The organism is Streptomyces sp. NPDC006259 (genome assembly GCF_042870975.1).
Taxonomy (GTDB): Bacteria; Actinomycetota; Actinomycetes; order Streptomycetales; family Streptomycetaceae; genus Streptomyces.
Genome location: NZ_JBIAHY010000002.1, coordinates 651,859 through 671,897 on the forward strand (window position 1 = coordinate 651,859; position 20,039 = coordinate 671,897).

Genomic DNA, 20,039 nt, shown 5'->3' on the forward strand with positions numbered 1-20,039 from the left:
GTCAGGACGCTCGTCGAACCGGGACGGGAACGGGGCGGGCCCCGCTCGCACGGCGCGGCCGCCGGCTGGACGGGCGCGCCGGCCCGGCCCCGCCGGTGACTTGACCTGCTCCGGCGGCCCGCCGAGGATCATGTGCCATGACGCCCGGACACGGCAGCACCGTCGACGGGGTGCTGCGCCGCAGCGCCCGACGCACCCCCGCACGCGTCGCGGTGGAGTACCGCGACCGCACCTGGACGTACGAGGAACTCGACGAGGTCGTCTCCCGCGCGGCGAGCGCCCTGCTCGGCCAGGGCCTCGCCCCCGGCGACCGGATCGGCGCCTACGGCCACAACTCCGACGCCTACCTGATCGCGTTCCTCGCCTGCGCCCGGGCCGGCCTGGTCCACGTCCCCGTCAACCAGAACCTCACCGGCGACGACCTCGCGTACATCGTCGGCCAGTCGGGCAGCACCCTGGTGCTCACCGACCCCGGCCTCGCCGGCCGGCTGCCCGACGGCGTACGGACGCTGCCGCTGCGCGACGCCGACGACTCGCTCCTCGCCCTGTCGGCCGCCGCCCCCGCGTACGACGGCCCCGAACCGCGCGGCGAGGACCTGGTCCAGCTGCTGTACACCTCCGGTACGACGGCCCTGCCCAAGGGCGCGATGATGACCCACCGCGCCCTGGTCCACGAGTACCTCAGCGCGATCACCGCCCTGGACCTGAGCGCCGGGGACCGCCCCGCGCACTCGCTGCCCCTCTACCACTCGGCGCAGATGCACGTGTTCCTGCTGCCGTACCTCGCCGTGGGCGCCACCAACGTCATCCTGGACGCACCCGACGGCGACCGGCTGTTCGACCTGATCGAGACGGACCGCGTCGACAGCCTCTTCGCCCCGCCCACCGTGTGGATCGGCCTCACCGACCGGCCCGACTTCGGCACCCGCGACCTCGGCGGACTGCGCAAGGCCTACTACGGGGCGTCGGCCATGCCCGTCCCCGTCCTGGAACGGCTGCGCGAGCGCCTGCCCAAGCTCCGCCTCTACAACTGCTTCGGCCAGAGCGAGATCGGCCCCCTCGCCACCGTCCTCGCCCCCGACGAGCACCGGGGCCGGATGGACTCCTGCGGACGTCCCGTCCTGTTCGTCGACGCGCGCGTGGTCGACGAGAACGGCGCGGAGGTGCCGGACGGCACGCCCGGCGAGATCGTCTACCGCTCCCCCCAGTTGTGCGAGGGCTACTGGGACAAGCCCGAGGAGACCGCCGCCGCGTTCCGCGACGGCTGGTTCCACTCCGGCGACCTCGCCGTGCGCGACGCCCACGGATACCTCACGATCGTCGACCGGGTGAAGGACGTCATCAACTCCGGTGGCGTGCTGGTCGCTTCGCGCCAGGTGGAGGACGCCCTGTACACGCACCAGGCCGTCGCCGAGGCCGCCGTGATCGGCCTGCCCGACGAGAAGTGGATCGAGGCCGTCACCGCGGTCGTGGTCGCCCGCGGCGAGGTGACGGAGGACGAACTCATGGACCACGTCCGCCAGAAGCTCCCCGCGTTCAAGGCGCCCAAGCGGGTGGTGTTCGTGGACGAGCTGCCGCGCAACGCCAGCGGGAAGATCCTCAAGCGGGAGCTGCGGGACCGCTTCTCCGGCGCCTAGCGTGTGTCCGGGGGAGGTGTGAGCTGCCGGACCGCTGTTCCGGCGCGTAGTGCGTGTCCCGGGGGCGCCGGCCCGTCCCTACCCGCGCGGGCGCAGGTCCACGATCCTCCGGATCTTCCCCACCGACCGCTCCAACGACTCGGGGTCCACGACCTCGACGGCGACCGAGACGCCGACACCGTCCTTCACGGCCGCCGCGATCGAGCGCGCTGCCGTGTCACGGTCCTCGGGCGTGGCGTCGGGCCGGGCCTCCGCGCGGACCGTGAGGGTGTCGAGCCGGCCCTCGCGGGTCAGCCGCAGCTGGAAGTGCGGGGCGACCCCCGGCGTGCGCAGCACGATCTCCTCCACCTGGGTGGGAAAGAGGTTGACGCCGCGCAGGACGACCATGTCGTCGCTGCGTCCGGTCACCTTCCTCATCCGGCGGAACACCCTCGCCGTGCCCGGCAGCAGCCGGGTGAGGTCCCGGGTCCGGTACCGGATCACGGGCATCGCCTCCTTGGTGAGCGAGGTGAACACCAGCTCGCCCTCCTCGCCCTCGGGCGCCACCTCGCCCGTGAGGGGGTCGACGATCTCCGGGTAGAAGTGGTCCTCCCAGATGTGCAGCCCGTCCTTGGTCTCCACGCACTCCTGCGCGACTCCGGGGCCGATCACCTCCGACAGGCCGTATATGTCGACCGCGTCGATCGCGAACCGTGCCTCGATCTCCCGGCGCATCTCCTCCGTCCACGGCTCGGCGCCGCAGATCCCCACCCGCAGGGAGGTGCCGCGCGGATCGACGCCCTGCCGCTCGAACTCGTCGAGCAGGGTGAGCAGGTAGGACGGGGTCACCATGATGATCTCCGGCCGCAGGTCCTGGATCAGCCGCACCTGGCGAGAGGTCATGCCACCGGACGCGGGGACCACCGTGCAGCCGAGCCGTTCGGCGCCGTGGTGGGCGCCCAGTCCGCCGGTGAACAGGCCGTATCCGTAGGCCACATGGACCGTGTCGCCGGGACGCCCGCCCGCCGCCCTGATCGAACGGGCCACCAGGTCCGCCCACAGGGACAGGTCGTTCTCGGTGTACCCGACGACGGTCGGCCGGCCGGTGGTGCCGCTGGAGGCGTGGATCCGGCGGATCCGTTCGCGCGGCACGGCGAACATGCCGTACGGGTAGTGCTCGCGCAGGTCCGCCTTGGTGGTGAGGGGGAACCGGGCGAGGTCGGCGAGGTCCCGGCAGTCGTCGGGGTGGACACCGGCCTTGTCGAACGACTCACGGTGGAACGGCACATGGGCGTAGGCGTGCCGCAACGAGGACCGCAGCCGCTCCAGTTGCAGCGCCCGCAGCGCGTCCAGACCGAGCCGTTCGCCCTCGTCCCGCAGGTCCCTCGCATCCGCCACGGACGCCTCCCTCGCCAACCGCGCCAATCCGGGCGACCGATCATTCGGTCGATCCCCCACGGATCATTGACCCAGACGTACGGCGGGGAGGCAAGGGGCCGGGCCGCACTTTCCGGACCTCCGGTGACGCGTTGCGCGCGGACCCGCCGGGCACCGAGGATCTGCGCATGCCGATCTTCACCGCACCCGACGGGACCGCCCTCGCCTACCACGTCCGGGGGGAGGGCGAGCCCCTCGTCGTCCTGCCCGGCGGCCCCATGCGGGCCTCCCGGTACCTGGGCGACCTCGGTGGCCTGGCCGCCCACCGCCGCCTGATCCTGCTCGACCTGCGCGGCACCGGCGGCTCCGCGGCCCCGGCCGACCCGGCGACGTACCGCTGCGACCGCCAGGTGGAGGACGTCGAGGCGCTCCGGGTCCACCTGGGCCTGGAGCGGATGGATCTCCTGGCGCACTCGGCGGGCGGCAGCCTCGCCATGCTCTACGCGGCCCGCCATCCCCGGCAGGTGGCCCGGCTCGTCCTCGTGACGGCCATCCCCTGGGCCCTGGGGCGGCCCGCCACCCCCGAGGAACGGATCGCTGCGGCGCGGCTGCGCGCGAACGAGCCCTGGTTCGCGACCGCCTTCCCCGCGTTCGAGGCATGGCTGACCGGCAGGGACGACGTCGACGTCGACTTCGCGGCCGTCGACGCCTTCTTCTACGGCCGCTGGGACGACACCGCCCGCGCCCACGCCGCCGCCGCCGACGAGCAGACCGACGAGGACGCGGCCGGCCGCTTCCACGACCCCGCCGCCTACGACCCGCCCGCCCTGCGGGCCGCCCTGGCCCGCGTCGACGCCCCGGTACTGGTGCTCGCCGGCGAAGTGGACGGCGGCCCCCGCCCCGCACTGGCCCGGATCGTCGCCGACGCCTTCCCGCACGCCGAGTTCGCCGTGCAGCCCGGTGCCGCCCACTACCCGTGGCTGGACGACCCGCGCTGGTTCACCAGCCGCACGGAGGCCTTCCTGGCCGGCACGGGGGCACCCCGGCCGACGGCCGGACGGGGCTGACCTCCGGCCCCGCCGTCAGCCGTCGGCCGTCAGCCGTGAGTTGTCGTCCGTCAGCCGTCCGCGGCCACCGCCACCTCCCGTGCCCACCGGTAGTCCGCCTTGCCGCTCGGTGAGCGGCGGACGGACTCCGTGACCACGAGCTGGCGCGGGATCTTGTAGCCGGCGAGGCGGGTACGGCAGTGGGTCTGGATGTCCTGGAGGGAGGGGCGCGGCGCTCCCGTGCGCAACTGGACGACCGCGGCCACATGGCTGCCCCAGGTGGCGTCCGGCACGCCCGCCACCAGGGCGTCGTACACGTCCGGATGCGCCTTGAGGGCCTGCTCGACCTCCTCGGGGTACACCTTCTCGCCGCCGGTGTTGATGCACTGCGAGCCCCGGCCCAGGACGATCACCACCCCGTCCTCGTCGACGGTGGCCATGTCGCCGAGCAGCACCCAGCGCTCGCCGTCCTTCTCGAAGAAGGTCTCGGCCGTCTTCGCCGGGTCGTTGTAGTAGCCGAGGGGCACGTGGCCGTGCTGGGCGACCCGGCCCACCTCGCCCGGTGTCACCGGCTCGCGGGTGACCGGATCGACCACCCGGGTGCGGGGGTTGACGCGGACGCGGAAGCCGCGCTCGGGCCCCGAGTCGTCCGTCGCCGTGCCGTTGAACCCGGACTCGGAGGAGCCGAAGTTGTTCAGCAGCATCGCGTTCGGCATGAGCGCCCGGAACTGCGCGCGGACCGTGTCCGACATGATGGCCCCCGACGAGGAGACGCTGAAGACCGACGAGCAGTCGGTGCCCTTCATCGGGCCCTGGAGCGCGTCGATGAGCGGTCGGAGCATCGCGTCGCCCACCAGGGAGATGCTCGTGACCTTCTCCTTCGCCACGGTCCGCAGCACCTCCTCGGGCACGAACTTGCGGTGCAGGACCACGCGTTGGCCGAAGTGGAAGCCGACGAACGCCGTCAGCGTGGAGGTTCCGTGCATCAGCGGGGGAGTGGGGAAGAAGGTGATCCCCGACCCGCCGGCCGCGACCCGCTCGGCCAGCTCCGCCGGCTCGCGCACCGGTTCCCCGGTCGGCGCCCCACCGCCCAGCCCCGCGAAGAACAGGTCCTCCTGACGCCACATCACCCCCTTGGGCAGCCCGGTCGTCCCGCCGGTGTAGATGATGAACTGGTCGTCCCCCGAGCGCGCCGGGAACCCGCGCTCCGGGGAACCGCCCGCCTCGGCGTCCGCGAAGGGAACGGCCGTGAGGGAGGCGTCCGGACCCGCCCCCACCCGGATCGCGTGCCGCAGTCGCGGCACCCGCGGCAGAGCCCCCGCCACCCGCTCCGTGAACTCCGCGTCGAAGACCAGCGCGACCAGGTCGGCGTCCCGGTAGAGGTAGACCAACTCGTCCTGGACGTAGCGGTAGTTGACGTTGACCGGCACGATCCGCGCCTTCAGGCAGCCGAGCACGGTCTGGAGGTACTCGACGCCGTTGTAGAGGTGCAGTCCGAGGTGTTCGCCGGGGCGGACGCCGCTGTCGAGAAGGTGATGGCCGATCCGGTTGGCCGCCGCGTCCAGCTCGGCGTACGTCAGCCGGCGTTCCGCGCCCGTCCCCGGCCGATCGACGTACACCAGCGCCTCGCGGTCCGGTACCACGTCGACGACCGACTCGAACAGGTCGGCAAGGTTGTACTCCACCGTTCCTCCTGACCTCGCACCGGGCCTGGCTCTAGTGACGGTCGCCGGTCATCAGAGCAAAGGGCGCCTCAAGTGGGAAGGCCCCGCACCAAGAAATCTGACTGTCTGTCAGAAAACCCTTGAAGTGCCATCACCACTCCTGCAACCTGTTCTCGTTCTGGACGTGGCAGGCAGACGGGAGACGGCCGTGGGCGGTACGGAACACCTCACCGTGCGGCGCGAAGGCGCCACACTCGTGCTCACCCTCGACAGGCCGGAGGCACGCAACGCGCTCTCACCGGCCATGCTCGTCGGCCTCCACGACGGCTGGATCGAGGCGGACGAGGACGACTCGGTCCGCTCCGTCGTCCTCACCGGCGCGGGCGGCTCCTTCTGCTCCGGCATGGACCTCAAGGCACTCGCCGGAGACGGCATGGCGGGCGAGCGGTACCGCGACCGGCTCCAGGCCGATCCCGACCTGCACTGGAAGGCGATGCTGCGCCACCACCGCCCTCGCAAACCCGTGATCGCCGCCGTCGAGGGGTACTGCGTCGCCGGCGGCACCGAGATGCTCCAGGGCACCGACATCCGTGTCGCCGGCGAGTCCGCCACCTTCGGCCTCTTCGAGGTGCGTCGCGGACTGTTCCCCATCGGCGGCTCCACCGTCCGTCTGCCGCGCCAGATCCCGCGCACCCACGCCCTGGAGATGCTGCTCACCGGACGGCCGTACACCGCGCGCGAGGCCGCCGCGATCGGGCTGATCGGCCATGTGGTCCCCGACGGCACGGCCCTGGAGAAGGCCCTGGCAATCGCCGAACGCGTCAACGCCTGCGGCCCGTTGGCCGTCGAGGCCGTGAAGGCTTCGGTGTACGAGACCGCCCAGATGACCGAACCGGACGGGCTCGCCGCCGAACTCGCCCGCGGCTGGCCGGTCTTCGCCACCGCCGACGCCAAGGAAGGCGCCCGCGCCTTCGCGGAGAAGCGGTCACCCGTCTACAAGCGTGCCTAACGAGGGAGTCCCCGTGCCCGAAGTCCTCAAAGCTCCCCTGGTCGTCGAGTTCCCCTTCACCCGATCCCTCGGCCCGGTCCAGAGCGCCTTCCTGAGCGGCCTGCGCGACCGCGTCGTCCTCGGCGTGCGCACCACCGACGGCCGCACCCTGGTCCCGCCCGTCGAGTACGACCCGGTCACCGCCGAGGAACTCCGCGACCTCGTCGAAGTGGCCCCCACCGGCACGGTCACCACCTGGGCCTGGAACCACGAACCTCGCCGCGGTCAGCCCCTCGCCTCCCCCTTCGCCTGGGTCCTGGTCCGCCTCGACGGCGCCGACACCGCCCTCCTGCACGTCCTCGACGCCCCCGGCCCCGACACCGTGCACACCGGCCTGCGCGTCCGCGTCCGCTGGGCGCAGGAGCGCGTCGGGGCGATCACCGACATCGCCTGCTTCGAGCCCTACGACGGTGATCCGGCCGAACCGACAGGCCACAGCGGTGAGTTCGAGGACGCGGTCACCGGCATCGTCGCCGCCGCCCGACTCGACTACACCTACTCACCCGGTCGCGCCCAGACCGCCTACATCACCGCCCTCTCCGACCGGCGCACGGTCGGTGAGCGCTGCCCCTCCTGCCGCAAGGTGTACGTCCCGCCCCGCGGCGCCTGCCCCACCTGCGGCGTCCCCACCGCCGAGCAGGTCGAGGTCGGCCCCCGCGGCACCGTCACCACCTTCTGCATCGTCAACATCAAGGCCGCTCACACGGCGAATCTCGACATAGAGGTCCCCTACGTCTACGGCCACATCGCCCTCGACGGCGCCGACCTGGCCCTGCACGGCCGGATCGGCGGCATCCCCTACGACCAGGTGCGCATGGGACTGCGCGTCGAACCCGTCTGGACCGAAGGCGCCCGCTACCCCGACCACTACCGGCCGACCGGCGAACCCGACGCGGACTACGACACCTACAAGGAGCTGCTGTGACGCGCCACGCATCCGCGGGATCCCGGGACATCGCCGTCGTCGCCTTCGCCCAGACCGATCACCGCCGCACCTCCGACGACCTGTCCGAGGTCGAGATGCTGATGCCGGTCCTGCACGAGGTCCTCGACCGCACCGGCCTGAAGACCGCCGACATCGGCTTCACCTGCTCCGGCTCCAGCGACTACCTCGCCGGCCGAGCCTTCTCCTTCACCCTGGCACTGGACGGCGTCGGCGCCTGGCCGCCCATCTCCGAGTCCCACGTCGAGATGGACGGCGCCTGGGCGCTGTACGAGGCCTGGACCAAACTGCTCACCGGCGACGCGGACACCGCGCTCGTCTACGCCTACGGCAAGTCCTCGCCGGGGCCGCTCCGCGACGTCCTCACCCGCCAGCTGGACCCGTACTACGTCGCCCCCCTCTGGCCCGACTCCGTCGCCCTCGCCGCCCTCCAGGCCCAGGCCCTCATCGACGCCGGCTCCACCGACGAGGAGTCCCTCGCCGCGATCGCCGCGCGCAGCCGCTCCGACGCCACCGCCAACCCCCATGCCCAGCTCCGCGGCCCGGTCCCGCACGGCGACCACCTCGTACGGCCGCTGCGCACCGGCGACTGCCCGCCCATCGGCGACGGAGCCGCCGCCGTCATCCTCGCGGCGGGCGACCGGGCCCGCGAGCTGTGCGAGCGTCCGGCCTGGATCCGGGGCGTCGACCACCGCGTCGAGGCCCACTCCCTGGGCGTGCGCGACCTCACCGACTCGCCCTCCACGCGCCTGGCCGCCGAACGGGCCGGCGCCTTCGAACGGCCCGTCGACACCGCCGAGCTGCACGCCCCCTTCACCTCCCAGGAGGTCGTCCTGCGCAAGGCCCTGGACCTCGGCGACGACGTGCGCGTCAACCCCTCCGGCGGCGCGCTCGCCGCCAACCCGGTCATGGCCGCCGGACTCGTCCGCATCGGCGAGGCCGCCGCCCGCATCCACCGCGGCGAGTCCGACCGCGCTCTCGCCCACGCCACCTCCGGCCCGTGTCTGCAACAGAACCTGGTCGCCGTACTCGAAGGGGATCCGCGATGAGCAAGGAGCCCGTGGCCGTGGTCGGGATCGGCCAGACCAAGCACGTCGCCGCCCGGCGGGACGTCTCCATCGCCGGCCTGGTGCGCGAGGCCGCCCGGCGCGCCCTCGACGACGCCGAGCTGACCTGGGCCGACATCGACGCCGTCGTCCTCGGCAAGGCGCCCGACTTCTTCGAGGGCGTCATGATGCCCGAGCTGTACCTCGCCGACGCCCTCGGCGCGGTCGGCAAGCCCATGCTGCGCGTGCACACGGCGGGCTCCGTCGGCGGATCGACGGCGCTGGTCGCGGCCAACCTGGTGGCGGCGCGCGTCCACGGCACCGTACTGACGCTCGCCTTCGAGAAACAGTCCGAATCCAACGCCATGTGGGGCCTGTCCCTGCCGATCCCCTTCCAGCAGCCCCTGCTGGCCGGGGCGGGCGGCTTCTTCGCGCCGCACGTGCGCGCGTACATGCGGCGCAGCGGCGCGCCCGACACCATCGGCTCCCTCGTCGCGTACAAGGACCGCCGCAACGCCCTGAAGAACCCCCTCGCCCACCTCCACGAGCACGACATCACCCTGGAGAAGGTCCAGGCCTCGCCCATGCTGTGGGACCCCATCCGCTACTCGGAGACCTGCCCGTCCTCCGACGGCGCCTGCGCCATGATCCTCACCGACCGCGCGGGGGCGACCCGTTCGCCCCGCCGGCCCGCCTGGATGCACGGCGGCGCGATGCGCAGCGAGCCGACCCTGTTCGCGGGGAAGGACGCCGTCTCCCCGCAGGCCGGCAAGGACTGCGCCGCCGACGTCTACCGGCAGGCCGGGATCTCCGACCCGCGCCGGGACATCGACGCCGTCGAGATGTACGTGCCGTTCTCCTGGTACGAGCCCATGTGGCTGGAGAACCTCGGTTTCGCCGCCGAGGGCGAGGGCTGGAAACTCACCGAGGCCGGAGCGACCGAGCTGGACGGGGACCTGCCCGTCAACATGTCGGGCGGCGTGCTGTCCACCAATCCCATCGGCGCCTCCGGCATGATCCGCTTCGCGGAGGCGGCCCTCCAGGTCCGCGGGCAGGCGGGCGAACACCAGGTGGACGGGGCCCGCAGGGTCCTCGGGCACGCCTACGGGGGCGGCTCGCAGTTCTTCTCCATGTGGCTGGTGGGAGCGGAGCCGCCGCCGTCCTGAAAGGTCCCCCTCACGTGCTCTGTCGGCACCAGGAACCGATCGCTAGGCTGGCCGCGGACGACGAACCGGGAGGAGCACGGACGTGGCCGAGAGCACCATCCAGCAGCAGCCGTTCACGGGCTGGGACAAGCCGGAGCTGGACCTCAGCAAGGCCGAGTGGCAGTCCAGCAGCCGGGGTCGGGGGGATGTCCAGATCGCCTTCGTCGAGGGTTTCGTCGCGATGCGCAACAGCGGCCGCCCCGAGAGCCCTTCCCTGATCTTCACGCCCGCCGAATGGGGCGCGTTCGTGTCGGGGGCACGTGAAGGCGAGTTCGACCTGACCTGAGGCCACGCCGGGCCGGCCCGACGGCCGTGGCGAGCCGCCTCGACGGGCCGCCGCCACGAGCCGAACCGGCGGTGTCGGCCGTCATTTTCCGGACACGCGACCGGTGAGAGCCGGCCGGGGACCGCACCTGAGCCAGGCTGGCCCCAGCAGGTCGGAGGTCGTGTCCCGGAGGTGAGGACCATGAGCACCCTGCCGGTCGCCGTGGCGGTCGACGGTTCCGAGGGGAGTCTGCGGGCCCTCGACTGGGCCGTGGACGCCGCCCGCAGACGCGGGACGGCGCTGCGCGTGTGCCACGTACGCCACTACGCCGCGTGGACTCAGCCCGGCGCGCCCCTCATCATGCCCCCGCCCCCGGACGAGGACGCCGTCCTCACCGACGCCCGCGCCCGCCTGGAGGCAGCCGCGGACGGTACCGACGTGGAGTACGTCGGTCTCGACGGGGCGCCCGGCGCGCTGCTGCCCGAACTGGGCGCCGAGGCCGAACTGCTGGTACTGGGCTCCCGGGGCCGGGGCGGCTTCGCGAGCCTGCTGCTCGGCTCCAACGGCATGACCGCCGCACGGGACGCCGAGTGCCCCGTCGTGATCGTGCCCCGGCCCGGCCGCGAGGTCGAGGGCCCGCCGCCCGAGCCCGGCCCGCGGGTCGTCGTGGGTCTGAACGTGGACGGCCCCGACGACGCCACGCTCGCCCTCGCCTTCACCGAGGCAGCGCTGCGCGACGCCCGCCTCCAGGTGGTCGCCGCCTACCCCTGGCCCGCGCAGACCTGGGCCGCCGCCCCCGGTGACCTCCTCCCCCCGGAGGTCGACCAGGACGCCGTCGAACACGAGACGCGCGTCCTCGTCGACGGTTTCCTCGCCCAGCACCGGGAGCGCCACCCAGGGGTCCCCGTGGAGCCGTACCCGGCCCCCGGCGACGCGGCCGGCCATCTCGTCGCCGCCTCCCGCGACGCCGAACTGGTCGTCGTGGGCCGCCACCGCCGACGCCTGCTGGCACCCGCCCGCATGCTGGGCTCCGTCACCCACGCGGTGCTGCTGCACGCCGCGAGCCCGGTCGCGGTGGTGCCACCGGCGCCCGCGGAGGAGTGAGCCGCGCCTGCTAATGGATGGCTCCGGCCCTATCATTAGCGGCATGCAGGACGCGCTCCCCGGCGACACCCGCCTCGCCCTCGACCTCGCACTGACCGTCCGGCACGACGGTCACGGCGGGATCGCCGACGACCTCACCGACCCCACGGGACTCACCACCTGGATCCGCGCCCACGCCGACGACCTTCCGGTCACCCCCGGCTACGCCGCCGACGCCCCCGCCCTCACCGCCGTACGCGACCTGCGCGCCGCCGTCCGCGCCCTGTTCGCGCACGCGGTGCGGCCCGGAGCGCCGAGCCCCGCCGACGCGGCCCGGCTGCTGCCGGTGCCCGAGGCCCTGGACCGCCTCAACACGGCCGCCGCCCGCCGGCCCACCGTCCCCGTCCTGCACTGGACCCGGGGCGCCGATCCCGGCGTCCGGCTGCGGCCCGTGCCGGACGGCGGCGACCTCACCGCCGCCCTCGCCCAGGCCGTGATCGCCTTCCTGACCGGCCCCGACCGGCAGCGCCTGCGCGCCTGCCACGCCCCGCGCTGCGTGCGCTACTTCCTCAAGGACCACCCGCGGCAGGAGTGGTGCCGGCCGTCCTGCGGCAACCGGGCCCGGGTGGCCCGCCACCACGAACGCCACAAGCGGGCCTCGCGGCCCGACAGGCCCTGAAAGTCCCGGCACGATTCGCCGGCCACGCGTGCGCCCGGGGACGAGCGGAGACGACCGTGCCGCGGGGCAGGCAGCGGGATCCGCGCCCGGGGGAGAGCCGCACAACCCACCGGTAACAGGCGGCCGCCCGCACGACGCCGGGGGCCCCCGTACCCGTACCATGGCCCCATGTCGTTCCTCCGCCGCCGCAGTGCCACGCCCGCCGGGCCCGACTTCGACGTCCTGGCCATGGACCCGGGTGACTGGCCCGGCAATCTCGGCGCCGGCCTGCTGCCCGCCCCCGACGGCTCCTGCCAGGGCGTCTTCCTGCGCTACGACCTCTTCGGCGGCCGCGGCCCCGCGATGATCATCGGCAACCTCCCCGAGGGCTCGCCGGCCCGCGAGGTCGCCGAGGACGAGGTCCCCTTCGAGGTGGCCCAACTGCTCCTCGCCCTGGAGAACGACGAGGAGGTGACCGTCGTCGGCACCGAGGACATGCCGGTGATGCAGGGCGACAACCTCCTCATCGTGCGCCGCCTCAAGCTCTCCGAGAGCCGCATCTCCTGCGTGCAGTTCGACCGCAGCGACCATGTCCTGGTCACCATCGCCGCCTGGGACCGGCCCATCACCGACGACCTGTACGCCCTGCTGAAGCCGCTCCCGGCCGAGCTTTTCCAGCAGGGCTGACCGGGCGGGCCTACGGCGCCGAGACCGTGGGCGTCGACAGCCGTACGTCCGCGGCCCGGACGAACGCCACCCGGTGGCCGTACTGGATCTCGTAGTACAGGTCCTTGCCGACGACCACCTGGTGCGAGTCGGTGCCGAAGGTGACCGCGTAGTAGTACTCGCCCGGCACCTTGTCACCGACCACGTACCGCTGTCCCGCCGGCAGCCGGTACGACAGCGGCGACACCGACTGGACGGGCACGCCCGCCGGGTACGCCGACGCCTCCGGGTAGGCGCGTCCGTAGACCGGCACGCTGTCCACACCGTCCTTCGGGGTCACCACCAGCCCGTTCGCGGGCACCGCCGTCGGCTGGGCCGCCGGGTTCCTGAACCAGGCCTTCTGGCCCAGGTACCAGATCGCCGTCCAGTCGCCGTAGCGGTCGGCGACCGCGTACTGCTGGCCGGTGGAGACCCGTGAGGAGAGGTCGTTCACGCCCGTCGTCGGGGTCGTGCCCAGACCGACGTCCTTGATCAGGGCCGAGTTCTCGTCGTGGTCGGAGTACAGCCGCACCGCGCTCGACCCGTGCGCCGCGCACGGTTCGCCCTGGGCCGTGCAGCCCGTGTAGACCGGCTGGTTGGCGGTGTAGTCCGGCAGGATCGTCACCAGCCCGGCGTTCTTGCGCGCCGTGGCCTTGAAGGGACGGCCCAGCAGCTCGAAGTAGTGCCGCCAGTCCCAGTACGGGCCGGGGTCGGTGTGCATGCCCGGCACGGTGGCCGCGGTCGGGCCGGGCACCGTGTCGTGCCCCAGGATGTGCTGCCGGTCCAGCGGGATGCCGTACTTCCCCGCCAGATACGTCACCAGGCGCGCCGACGACCGGTACATCGCCTCCGTGTACCAGGAGTCGGGGAAGGCGAGGAAGCCCTCGTGCTCCAGGCCGATCGACTTGGCGTTGACGTACCAGTTGCCCGCGTGCCAGGCCACGTCCTTCGCCTTCACGTGCTGCGCGATGTGGCCGTCGGTGGAACGCAGCGAGTACTGCCAGGACACGTACGCGGGGTCCTGGACGAGGTCGAGGACCCCCTCCCAGCCGCCCTCGGTGTCGTGCACGACGATGTACTTGATCGACTGCGACGCGGGGCGGTCGCCCAGGTCGTGGTTGCCGTAGTCGTTGTCGCCGAACTGCTCGTACGGCGCCGGGATCCACTCGCAGCTGACGGACCCCGGGCACTCGGTGCCGGCCGAGGACGCCGTCCGCAGGCCCGCCCGCCGCAGCTGCCCCGTGTCGGGCGCCAGCCCCGGCCGCGCGGCCAGCGCCACCAGCTGGCCGGCGTCCGTGGTGCGTTCCTCGCCGGCGCGGATCACGTCGTACACGTCGTTCGCGTACGCGGCGGCCGTCGCGCTGTCGTCGGCGCCGGAGAAACGCGCCACCGCGCCGTACCAGTCCGCCGGATCGGCGGTGAGCGGCTCGCCCAGAGCCCGCTGTGCGGCGGCCAGCAGGGCGGCGCCGCCGGCCACGTTGGCGGCCGGGTCGGTGCGCAGTGCCTCGGGGCTCAGCCCCGTCAGCTCCGCGGCCTCGGGGAGCGTGCGGAGCCGGGCCGGGAGTTCGGCGCCGGCCGGGAGCGGCGCCTCGGGGCGCAGGGCGGCGCGGGCGTCGTCGCCGCGCGGATCCTCCGTGCCCTCGCTGTGGTGCGGGGCCGTGGCGAGGGCGGTGCGGGCGTCCGTGAGGTGCATCGGACCGTAGCCGCCGGTCACACTCGGCGCGCCGCCGTGCGCGTCCCAGCGGGACTGGAGGTAGGAGACGCCAAGCAGCACGCTCTGCGGCACGTCGTACTCGGCGGCCGCGGCGGCGAACGCCCGCTGCAGCCCGGCCGTGGACCGCGCCGCGGCGTCCGGGGCGGGGGACGCGGCGAGGAGCGGGAACAGCAGAGCCGCCGAGGCTACGGCGCCGGCGGCTCTGCGGGTGCGTGGGGGACCGGGGGTGCGTGCGGGTCTGGGGTGGGTGACGGATCCTCGCAATGCGGCCTCCTGGGACGAGCGGGCGGGCGGGGCGTGCGGGGCCGGACGTGACTCCGTGGTACCGGCTTGCCGACGATCCGTCAATCATGCCCACCGCCCGGCGCTTTCCCACGTCAGCGGGGGTCGGGCGAGTTTCGTGGCGGGTGGCCCCGTCGTCCCCGGGCGTCACTCGCGCCCACCGACGGTCCGCTGCCCGTGGAGGTGCCTGCCCGCACGGACGAAGGTCCGTGGTGCGCCGCCGCTCCGGCGCACCACGGACCTCTCTCCTCTGACAACCCGTCGACCGGCGGAGACCGTTCAGCGGGTACCGACCGCCGCCCGGACGGCCCGGCGGGCCATCTGGCAGTCGTCGTGCAACCGCCGCAGCAGCAGCCGCTGCTCCTCGCCGGACGGCGCGGCACCCGGGTGGGCCGGTCCCGTGCCCGCGGGGGCCGAGTCGTGCATCGAACGCTGCACGGCCGTCTCGTAGGTACGGATCTCGCGGGTCAGCACCAGCATCAGGTTGACCAGGAAGGCGTCGCGCGAGGCCGGGCCCGCCGACTGGGCGATCTGGCTGATCTGACGGCGCGCCACGGGGGCCTCGCCCAGGACCGACCACAGGGTCGCCAGGTCGTAGCCCGGCAGGTACCAGCCCGCGTGCTCCCAGTCCACCAGCACTGGACCGGCCGGTGACAGGAGCATGTTGGACAGGAGGGCGTCGCCGTGGCAGAACTGGCCCATGCCCTGCCGGCCCGCGGTCGCCGCGATGCCGTGCAGCAGCTTCTGGAGGTCCCCCAGGTCCCGGTCGGTGAGCAGCCCCAGCTCGTGGTAGCGGGAGATGCGGGCCGCGTAGTCCAGCGGGGCGTCGAAGGTGCCGGCCGCGGGCCGCCAGGTGTTGAGCCGGCAGATCGCGCCGAGCGCCGCGCGGATGTCGGCGCGGGGTGGGGCCTCCGTGGGATGCCGCTGGAGGGCCGCCACCCGTCCCGGCATCCGTTCGATGACGAGGGTGCAGTTGTCCGGGTCCGCCGCGATCAGTCTCGGCGCCCGCACAGGGGGGCGGTGCCGGACGAACGTGCGGTACGCCGCTATTTCGTGCCGGATCCGCTCGGCCCACACGGGGGAGTGGTCCAGTAAACACTTGGCGACGGCCGTGCTGCGTCCCGTCGTACCGACCAGGAGAACGGAGCGGCCGCTGCGGCGCAGTACCTGCACCGGGGCGAACTCCGGGCAGATCCGGTGCACCGACGCGATCGCCGTGCGGAGTTGGGCGCCCTGAGGGCCGGACAGGTCGAGCCTCCCGCTGACGGGCTGTGTGCCCGGCCCCGAGGGGCGCCGGGCGCCGCGGCCCGCGCCGAGCACGGGAGGCGCCGGCCGGGCGGGGTCGAGGTAGGGGCCGCCGCCGCCCGGGCGGGAGTGCAGCGACCGGGGCGGGGCGGACACGGAGGACGATGCTGCGTACATGGGCGAAACAGATCCCTTCGTGTGCCTGCGACGTCAGTGCGCGGCCCGGCCCGGTCTCCCGGATACACCCTGGGGAATGTCCCTCGGCGACCGGGTCGGGGTGGCGCATTCCTACCTGACACCTGTGGCCCAGTGGCACACCATCTGGCGCACCCTGGCGAACCCTGGCGAATAGTCGCCCGGCAACTTGCGCGGGGCTACTGTCAACTCAGCCGAGAACCTGGGGGCTTACGTGAGCGGACAACCCAACACCCGCCTGGCGGACCTGTTCGGCCTGGCCGGCTGGTCCAAAGGGGAACTCGCGAGACTGGTCAACCGGCAGGCGGCGGCCATGGGCCACCCCCAGCTGTCGACCGACACCTCGCGGGTGCGGCGGTGGATCGACATGGGAGAGATCCCGCGCGATCCCGTACCGCGGGTGCTGGCGGCTCTGTTCACCGAGCGTCTCGGCCGTGTCGTGACCATCGAGGACCTCGGTCTGGTCCGGCACGGGCGTGCGGGTAGACGGCCACGCGACGGGAGTGCGCAGCACCCCGACGGTGTGCCGTGGGCGCCCGAACGGACTGCCGCGGTCCTCACCGAATTCACGGGAATGGACCTCATGCTCAACCGACGCGGCTTGGTGGGCGCGGGTGCCGCGCTCGCCGCGGGATCAGCACTCAGCAGCGCCATGCACGACTGGCTGCACACCGACCCCACCCCCTCCGCCGGCGCTTCCGTCGTCGACCATCCCCTCCTGCACGCCGACTCCGCCGGGTTCGACCGTTACGAGGCGGCCCCCATCGGTACGGAGGAGGTCGACGAACTGGAGCGCTCGGTGGAGGTGTTCCGGGCCTGGGACGCCGCCCGTGGCGGCGGGCTCCAGCGCAAGGCCGTGGTGGGCCAACTCAACGAGGTGGGCGGCATGCTCGCCTACCGTCACCCACCGCACCTCCAGCGGCGCCTGTGGGGCGTCGCCGCCAACCTCGCCGTCCTCGCGGGCTGGATGTCGCACGACGTCGGCCTGGAACCCACGGCCCAGAAGTACTTCGTGATCGCGGCCCATGCCGCGCGGGAGGGCGGTGACCGGCCCCGGGCGGGGGAGGCCCTGTCCAGGGCGGCCCGTCAGATGGTGCACCTCGGCCGGCCCGACGAGGCCCTGGACCTGATGAAGCTCGCCCAGTCCGGCTCGGGCGACGCGGTGCTGCCGCGGACGCGGGCCATGTTCCACACCGTGGAGGCCTGGGCCCAGGCGTCGATGGGCAAGGGGCAGGCCATGCGCCGCACGCTCGGGCAGGCGGAGGACCTGTTCGTCTCCGGGCGGATCGACGCGGAGACGCCGTCCTGGATGCAGACCTTCAAGGACGAGGATCTGTACGGCATGCAGGCCCTGGCCTATCGCACGCTCGCCGAGTTCGAGCCGGGGGCGGCCGTGCACGCCCAGTACTACGCGCAGAAGGCCCTCGCCCTGCGGGTCGACGGACGGGAGCGGTCGAAGATCTTCGACCATCTGTCCATGGCCTCGGCCTGCTTCATCGGGGACGACCCGGAGCAGGCCGACCGGTACGCGCGGCTGGCCCTGATGGCGATGGGGTCGAACTCCTCCCGCCGCACCTGGGACAGGCTGCGCGAGATGTACCGGCTCACCGCGGAGTACTCGAGCTACCCGCGGATCAGCGAACTGCGCGAGGAGATTCGGCAGGCGCTGCCGAAGCCGAGGGGAGGCAGGGGCACCACCGCGCACGCCTAGGCGAGCCGACGGTCATCGGTTCCTCGGTCACCGGGCGACCCGGGCGACGAGCAGGCAGGCGTCGGCCTCGCGGCCGCCGTCGCCGAACTCCGCCACGATCAGCCGTACGCAGTCCTGTGCGGTGCCCGGCCCGGCGAGGCGCGGGGCCAGGTCCAGGAGGCGGTCCGCGGTGTCCGCGCCACCGGCGGGGGCCAGTCCGCCGGTGTGCAGCAGGAGCAGGTCGCCCTCCTCCAGGGTCGCCTCGGCCTGCCCGTGGGCGGTGTCGGAGGCGGTGCCGAGCAGGGCGCCCTCCGGTGCGTCCAGCCGGCGCCCCGTCCCGTCGCGGAACAGCAGCGGGGCGGGATGTCCGGCCTGCGCCCACGTCAGGGTGCGGGTGTCGGGCCGGTAGCGGCAGCAGACGGTGGAGCACAGGGGCGGCGGGCCGTCGGATTCCAGTAACCGATGGAGCCAGGACAGCAGTTGGGCCGGACCGGCGCCGGACATCGCCATGCCGCGCAGCGCGCCGCGTGTCATCGCCAGGGCGGCGGTGACGTCCGGGCCGTGCCCGGTGAGTCCGCCGACGCCCAACAGCGTGTCTCCGTCGGGCAGTTCGAGGGCGTCGAACCAGGTGCCGCCGATCGGTGAACTCGTGGCGGCGGGCAGGTGCCGGGCGGCGAGGTCGAGTGTGCCGGGCGTGCGCGGGAGCCGCAGGGAGCCGTGCCAGGACGCCGGCGCGGCTTCCCGCGGCTCGGCGGCGAGCCGGTGTTCGGCCCGTGCCGGGTGCAGCGAGTCACGGGTCTCGCGCACCGCGCGCCGACTGCGGCGCAGTGCGCTGACGTCCCGCAGCACGGCCCACATCGAGGTGGTACTGCCGCCGGCGTCGAGCACGGGCTCGCCCATCATGTGCACGGTGCGGACCTCGCCGTCCGGCCGTACGACCCGGAACTCGTCGTCGATGGGCCTCGCGTCGACGAGGCAGCCGGTGACCATGGCGGTGAGGCGCGGGCGGTCCTCGTCGTGGACGAGGGAGGGGAGCTCGTCGAGCGTGAGCGGGGGAGCGGCGGGGTCGCGGCCGACGATCGCGTGCAGCTCCGGGGACCAGACGACCTCGTCCGTGAGGAGGTTCCACTCGGCGCTGCCGACGCGGCTGAGCAGCGATTCGCGTGGGGCCGGCGAGGGGCCGTCCCGCAGTTGGGCCAGGTGCGCGTCCAGGTCGTCGAGTTGGTGGAGCGCCAGATCGCACAGTGCCCGCTGCCAGCGTCCCCGCGGGTCCGCGGCGTCCTCCTGCGCGTCCCGTCGCACGGCGTCCACCTCGCCCTTGAGGCGCCGGGTCTGCGTGATCAGCGCGTCGACCTGGCCGCTTCCCGACGGCTGGGCGGCTGGGCGGTCCGCGGAGAGGGGGGACGGCATGACGCACTCCGATGCGGGGACGGGACGGCCGGACTGACGAAGGGGCCGTGACGACTCTGGCACAGCCCGCGACGCGGTGTAAGGGATTTGGCAACACACGATCCGGTGATGCATCTGGCATATGCCACAGTCTTCACGCGCAGCTCAAGGGGCCCTTATGGTGTACGCCGTGACAGAGGCAAGACGTAGACGGAATACGTGACTTGAGGGACGTTCGGGGGTACTCCGTGGTGATCACTCACCTGTTCGACGGTCGTGTGTTCCGCGGGGAGGCGGGGAACCGGCGGCCGAACGGTGCGGCGTGACGCAGGTCACAATAATTGACGGGGCTTTCGCGTAATGCGATCGGCCTCTCCGGGGTCCTACAAGCACCACGCCGAAAAGGCCGACCTCTCACCGCTGCGGAGACCGCCCATGGATCTCACCCACCTCACCGTCGAACAGCCCGCCCGCGCCCGGCTCATCACCGCCGAGGAGCAGGAACTGCCCGTCCCCGCCACGCTCCGCTACCTCCGCGCCGACCCCCTCGCCGTGCACCTCGACTTCCCGCCGGAGGTCTCCCTGCACGGCGAGGCGGTCACCTGGACGTTCGGCCGCGCGCTGCTCGCCGAGGGGCTGGACGGGCCGGCCGGCCGCGGTGACGTGCACCTCTGGCCGTGCGGCCGGTCCCGCACGGTCGTGGAGTTCCACTCGCCGTTCGGACTGGCCCTGCTCCAGTTCGACACCGCCGCGCTGCGCCGCTTCCTGCTGCGCAGCTACGCCGTGGTCGCCGCCGGCCAGGAGGACGTGGGCGCTGCGGTCGACGAGAGTCTGCACGCGCTGCTCGGCAACGTGTGAGGCCGGACCG

At 73.3% G+C, this 20,039-nt stretch carries 17 protein-coding genes; 12 read left to right on the forward strand and 5 right to left on the reverse strand.

Going from position 1 to position 20,039, the window contains the following annotated elements; genetic code table 11:
* The first annotated feature begins 137 nt into the window (after positions 1–137).
* Positions 138–1,637 (forward strand): acyl-CoA synthetase, encoded by a 1,500-nt coding sequence (locus ACFYO5_RS08910; RefSeq protein WP_388705919.1) that lies wholly within the window; start codon positions 138–140, stop codon positions 1,635–1,637.
* 78 nt (positions 1,638–1,715) lie between these two features.
* Here ACFYO5_RS08910 and paaK read toward each other — a convergent pair whose 3' ends face one another.
* Positions 1,716–3,014 carry a phenylacetate--CoA ligase PaaK gene (paaK, locus tag ACFYO5_RS08915; protein ID WP_388705922.1) on the reverse strand — a complete coding sequence of 433 codons (1,299 nt, stop codon included), beginning with the start codon at positions 3,012–3,014 and terminating at the stop codon, positions 1,716–1,718.
* Between the two features lie 167 nt (positions 3,015–3,181).
* Between paaK and ACFYO5_RS08920 the strand changes: the two genes are divergently transcribed.
* Positions 3,182–4,060 (forward strand): alpha/beta fold hydrolase, encoded by an 879-nt coding sequence (locus tag ACFYO5_RS08920; RefSeq protein ID WP_388705924.1) that lies wholly within the window; start codon positions 3,182–3,184, stop codon positions 4,058–4,060.
* Positions 4,061–4,110: 50 nt separating this feature from the next.
* On the opposite strand, the gene ACFYO5_RS08925 is transcribed toward ACFYO5_RS08920, so the two are convergent.
* The gene (locus ACFYO5_RS08925) at positions 4,111–5,724 is read right to left on the reverse strand and encodes an acyl-CoA synthetase (RefSeq protein WP_388705926.1); all 1,614 of its coding nucleotides are present in this window, start codon (positions 5,722–5,724) and stop codon (positions 4,111–4,113) included.
* Positions 5,725–5,911: 187 nt separating this feature from the next.
* Here ACFYO5_RS08925 and ACFYO5_RS08930 point away from each other — a divergent pair, with 187 nt between their 5' ends.
* From ACFYO5_RS08930 to ACFYO5_RS08965, 8 genes are all read left to right on the forward strand, one after another.
* Positions 5,912–6,712 (forward strand): crotonase/enoyl-CoA hydratase family protein, encoded by an 801-nt coding sequence (locus ACFYO5_RS08930; protein ID WP_388707161.1) that lies wholly within the window; start codon positions 5,912–5,914, stop codon positions 6,710–6,712.
* Positions 6,713–6,725: 13 nt separating this feature from the next.
* Positions 6,726–7,676, forward strand: a complete 951-nt coding sequence (locus ACFYO5_RS08935; protein ID WP_388705928.1) for a Zn-ribbon domain-containing OB-fold protein — start codon at positions 6,726–6,728, stop codon at positions 7,674–7,676.
* Positions 7,673–8,743: a thiolase domain-containing protein gene (locus tag ACFYO5_RS08940; protein ID WP_388705930.1), complete on the forward strand. Its 1,071-nt coding sequence runs from the start codon at positions 7,673–7,675 to the stop codon at positions 8,741–8,743. Before ACFYO5_RS08935 ends, ACFYO5_RS08940 begins: the two co-directional genes overlap by 4 nt.
* The gene (locus ACFYO5_RS08945; RefSeq protein ID WP_388705932.1) at positions 8,740–9,906 is read left to right on the forward strand and encodes a thiolase domain-containing protein; all 1,167 of its coding nucleotides are present in this window, start codon (positions 8,740–8,742) and stop codon (positions 9,904–9,906) included. The genes ACFYO5_RS08940 and ACFYO5_RS08945 overlap by 4 nt, the downstream gene beginning before the upstream one ends.
* Positions 9,907–9,988: 82 nt before the next feature.
* Positions 9,989–10,231, forward strand: a complete 243-nt coding sequence (locus tag ACFYO5_RS08950; RefSeq protein WP_356564691.1) for a DUF397 domain-containing protein — start codon at positions 9,989–9,991, stop codon at positions 10,229–10,231.
* 180 nt (positions 10,232–10,411) lie between these two features.
* The gene (locus ACFYO5_RS08955) at positions 10,412–11,314 is read left to right on the forward strand and encodes a universal stress protein (protein ID WP_388705935.1); all 903 of its coding nucleotides are present in this window, start codon (positions 10,412–10,414) and stop codon (positions 11,312–11,314) included.
* A 43-nt stretch (positions 11,315–11,357) separates the two neighbouring features.
* On the forward strand, positions 11,358–11,972 hold the full coding sequence (locus ACFYO5_RS08960; protein WP_388705938.1) for a CGNR zinc finger domain-containing protein: 615 nt from the start codon (positions 11,358–11,360) through the stop codon (positions 11,970–11,972).
* A gap of 168 nt (positions 11,973–12,140) precedes the next feature.
* Positions 12,141–12,638 (forward strand): hypothetical protein, encoded by a 498-nt coding sequence (locus ACFYO5_RS08965; protein WP_388705940.1) that lies wholly within the window; start codon positions 12,141–12,143, stop codon positions 12,636–12,638.
* 10 nt (positions 12,639–12,648) lie between these two features.
* On the opposite strand, the gene ACFYO5_RS08970 is transcribed toward ACFYO5_RS08965, so the two are convergent.
* Both ACFYO5_RS08970 and ACFYO5_RS08975 read right to left on the reverse strand, forming a co-directional pair.
* A complete protein-coding gene (locus tag ACFYO5_RS08970; RefSeq protein ID WP_388705942.1) occupies positions 12,649–14,634 on the reverse strand; it encodes an N-acetylmuramoyl-L-alanine amidase in 1,986 nt (661 codons plus the stop codon).
* A 297-nt stretch (positions 14,635–14,931) separates the two neighbouring features.
* On the reverse strand, positions 14,932–16,074 hold the full coding sequence (locus ACFYO5_RS08975) for an aminoglycoside phosphotransferase family protein (protein WP_388705945.1): 1,143 nt from the start codon (positions 16,072–16,074) through the stop codon (positions 14,932–14,934).
* 232 nt (positions 16,075–16,306) lie between these two features.
* Between ACFYO5_RS08975 and ACFYO5_RS08980 the strand changes: the two genes are divergently transcribed.
* Entirely contained in the window at positions 16,307–17,803 is a 1,497-nt protein-coding gene (locus ACFYO5_RS08980; RefSeq protein ID WP_356564702.1) for a hypothetical protein, read from the forward strand.
* A gap of 27 nt (positions 17,804–17,830) precedes the next feature.
* Here ACFYO5_RS08980 and ACFYO5_RS08985 read toward each other — a convergent pair whose 3' ends face one another.
* Positions 17,831–19,192, reverse strand: coding sequence for a PP2C family protein-serine/threonine phosphatase (locus tag ACFYO5_RS08985; RefSeq protein ID WP_388705948.1), 1,362 nt, complete (start codon positions 19,190–19,192; stop codon positions 17,831–17,833).
* A gap of 414 nt (positions 19,193–19,606) precedes the next feature.
* Here ACFYO5_RS08985 and ACFYO5_RS08990 point away from each other — a divergent pair, with 414 nt between their 5' ends.
* A complete protein-coding gene (locus ACFYO5_RS08990; RefSeq protein ID WP_356564706.1) occupies positions 19,607–20,029 on the forward strand; it encodes an SsgA family sporulation/cell division regulator in 423 nt (140 codons plus the stop codon).
* The last annotated feature ends 10 nt before the right edge of the window (positions 20,030–20,039 follow it).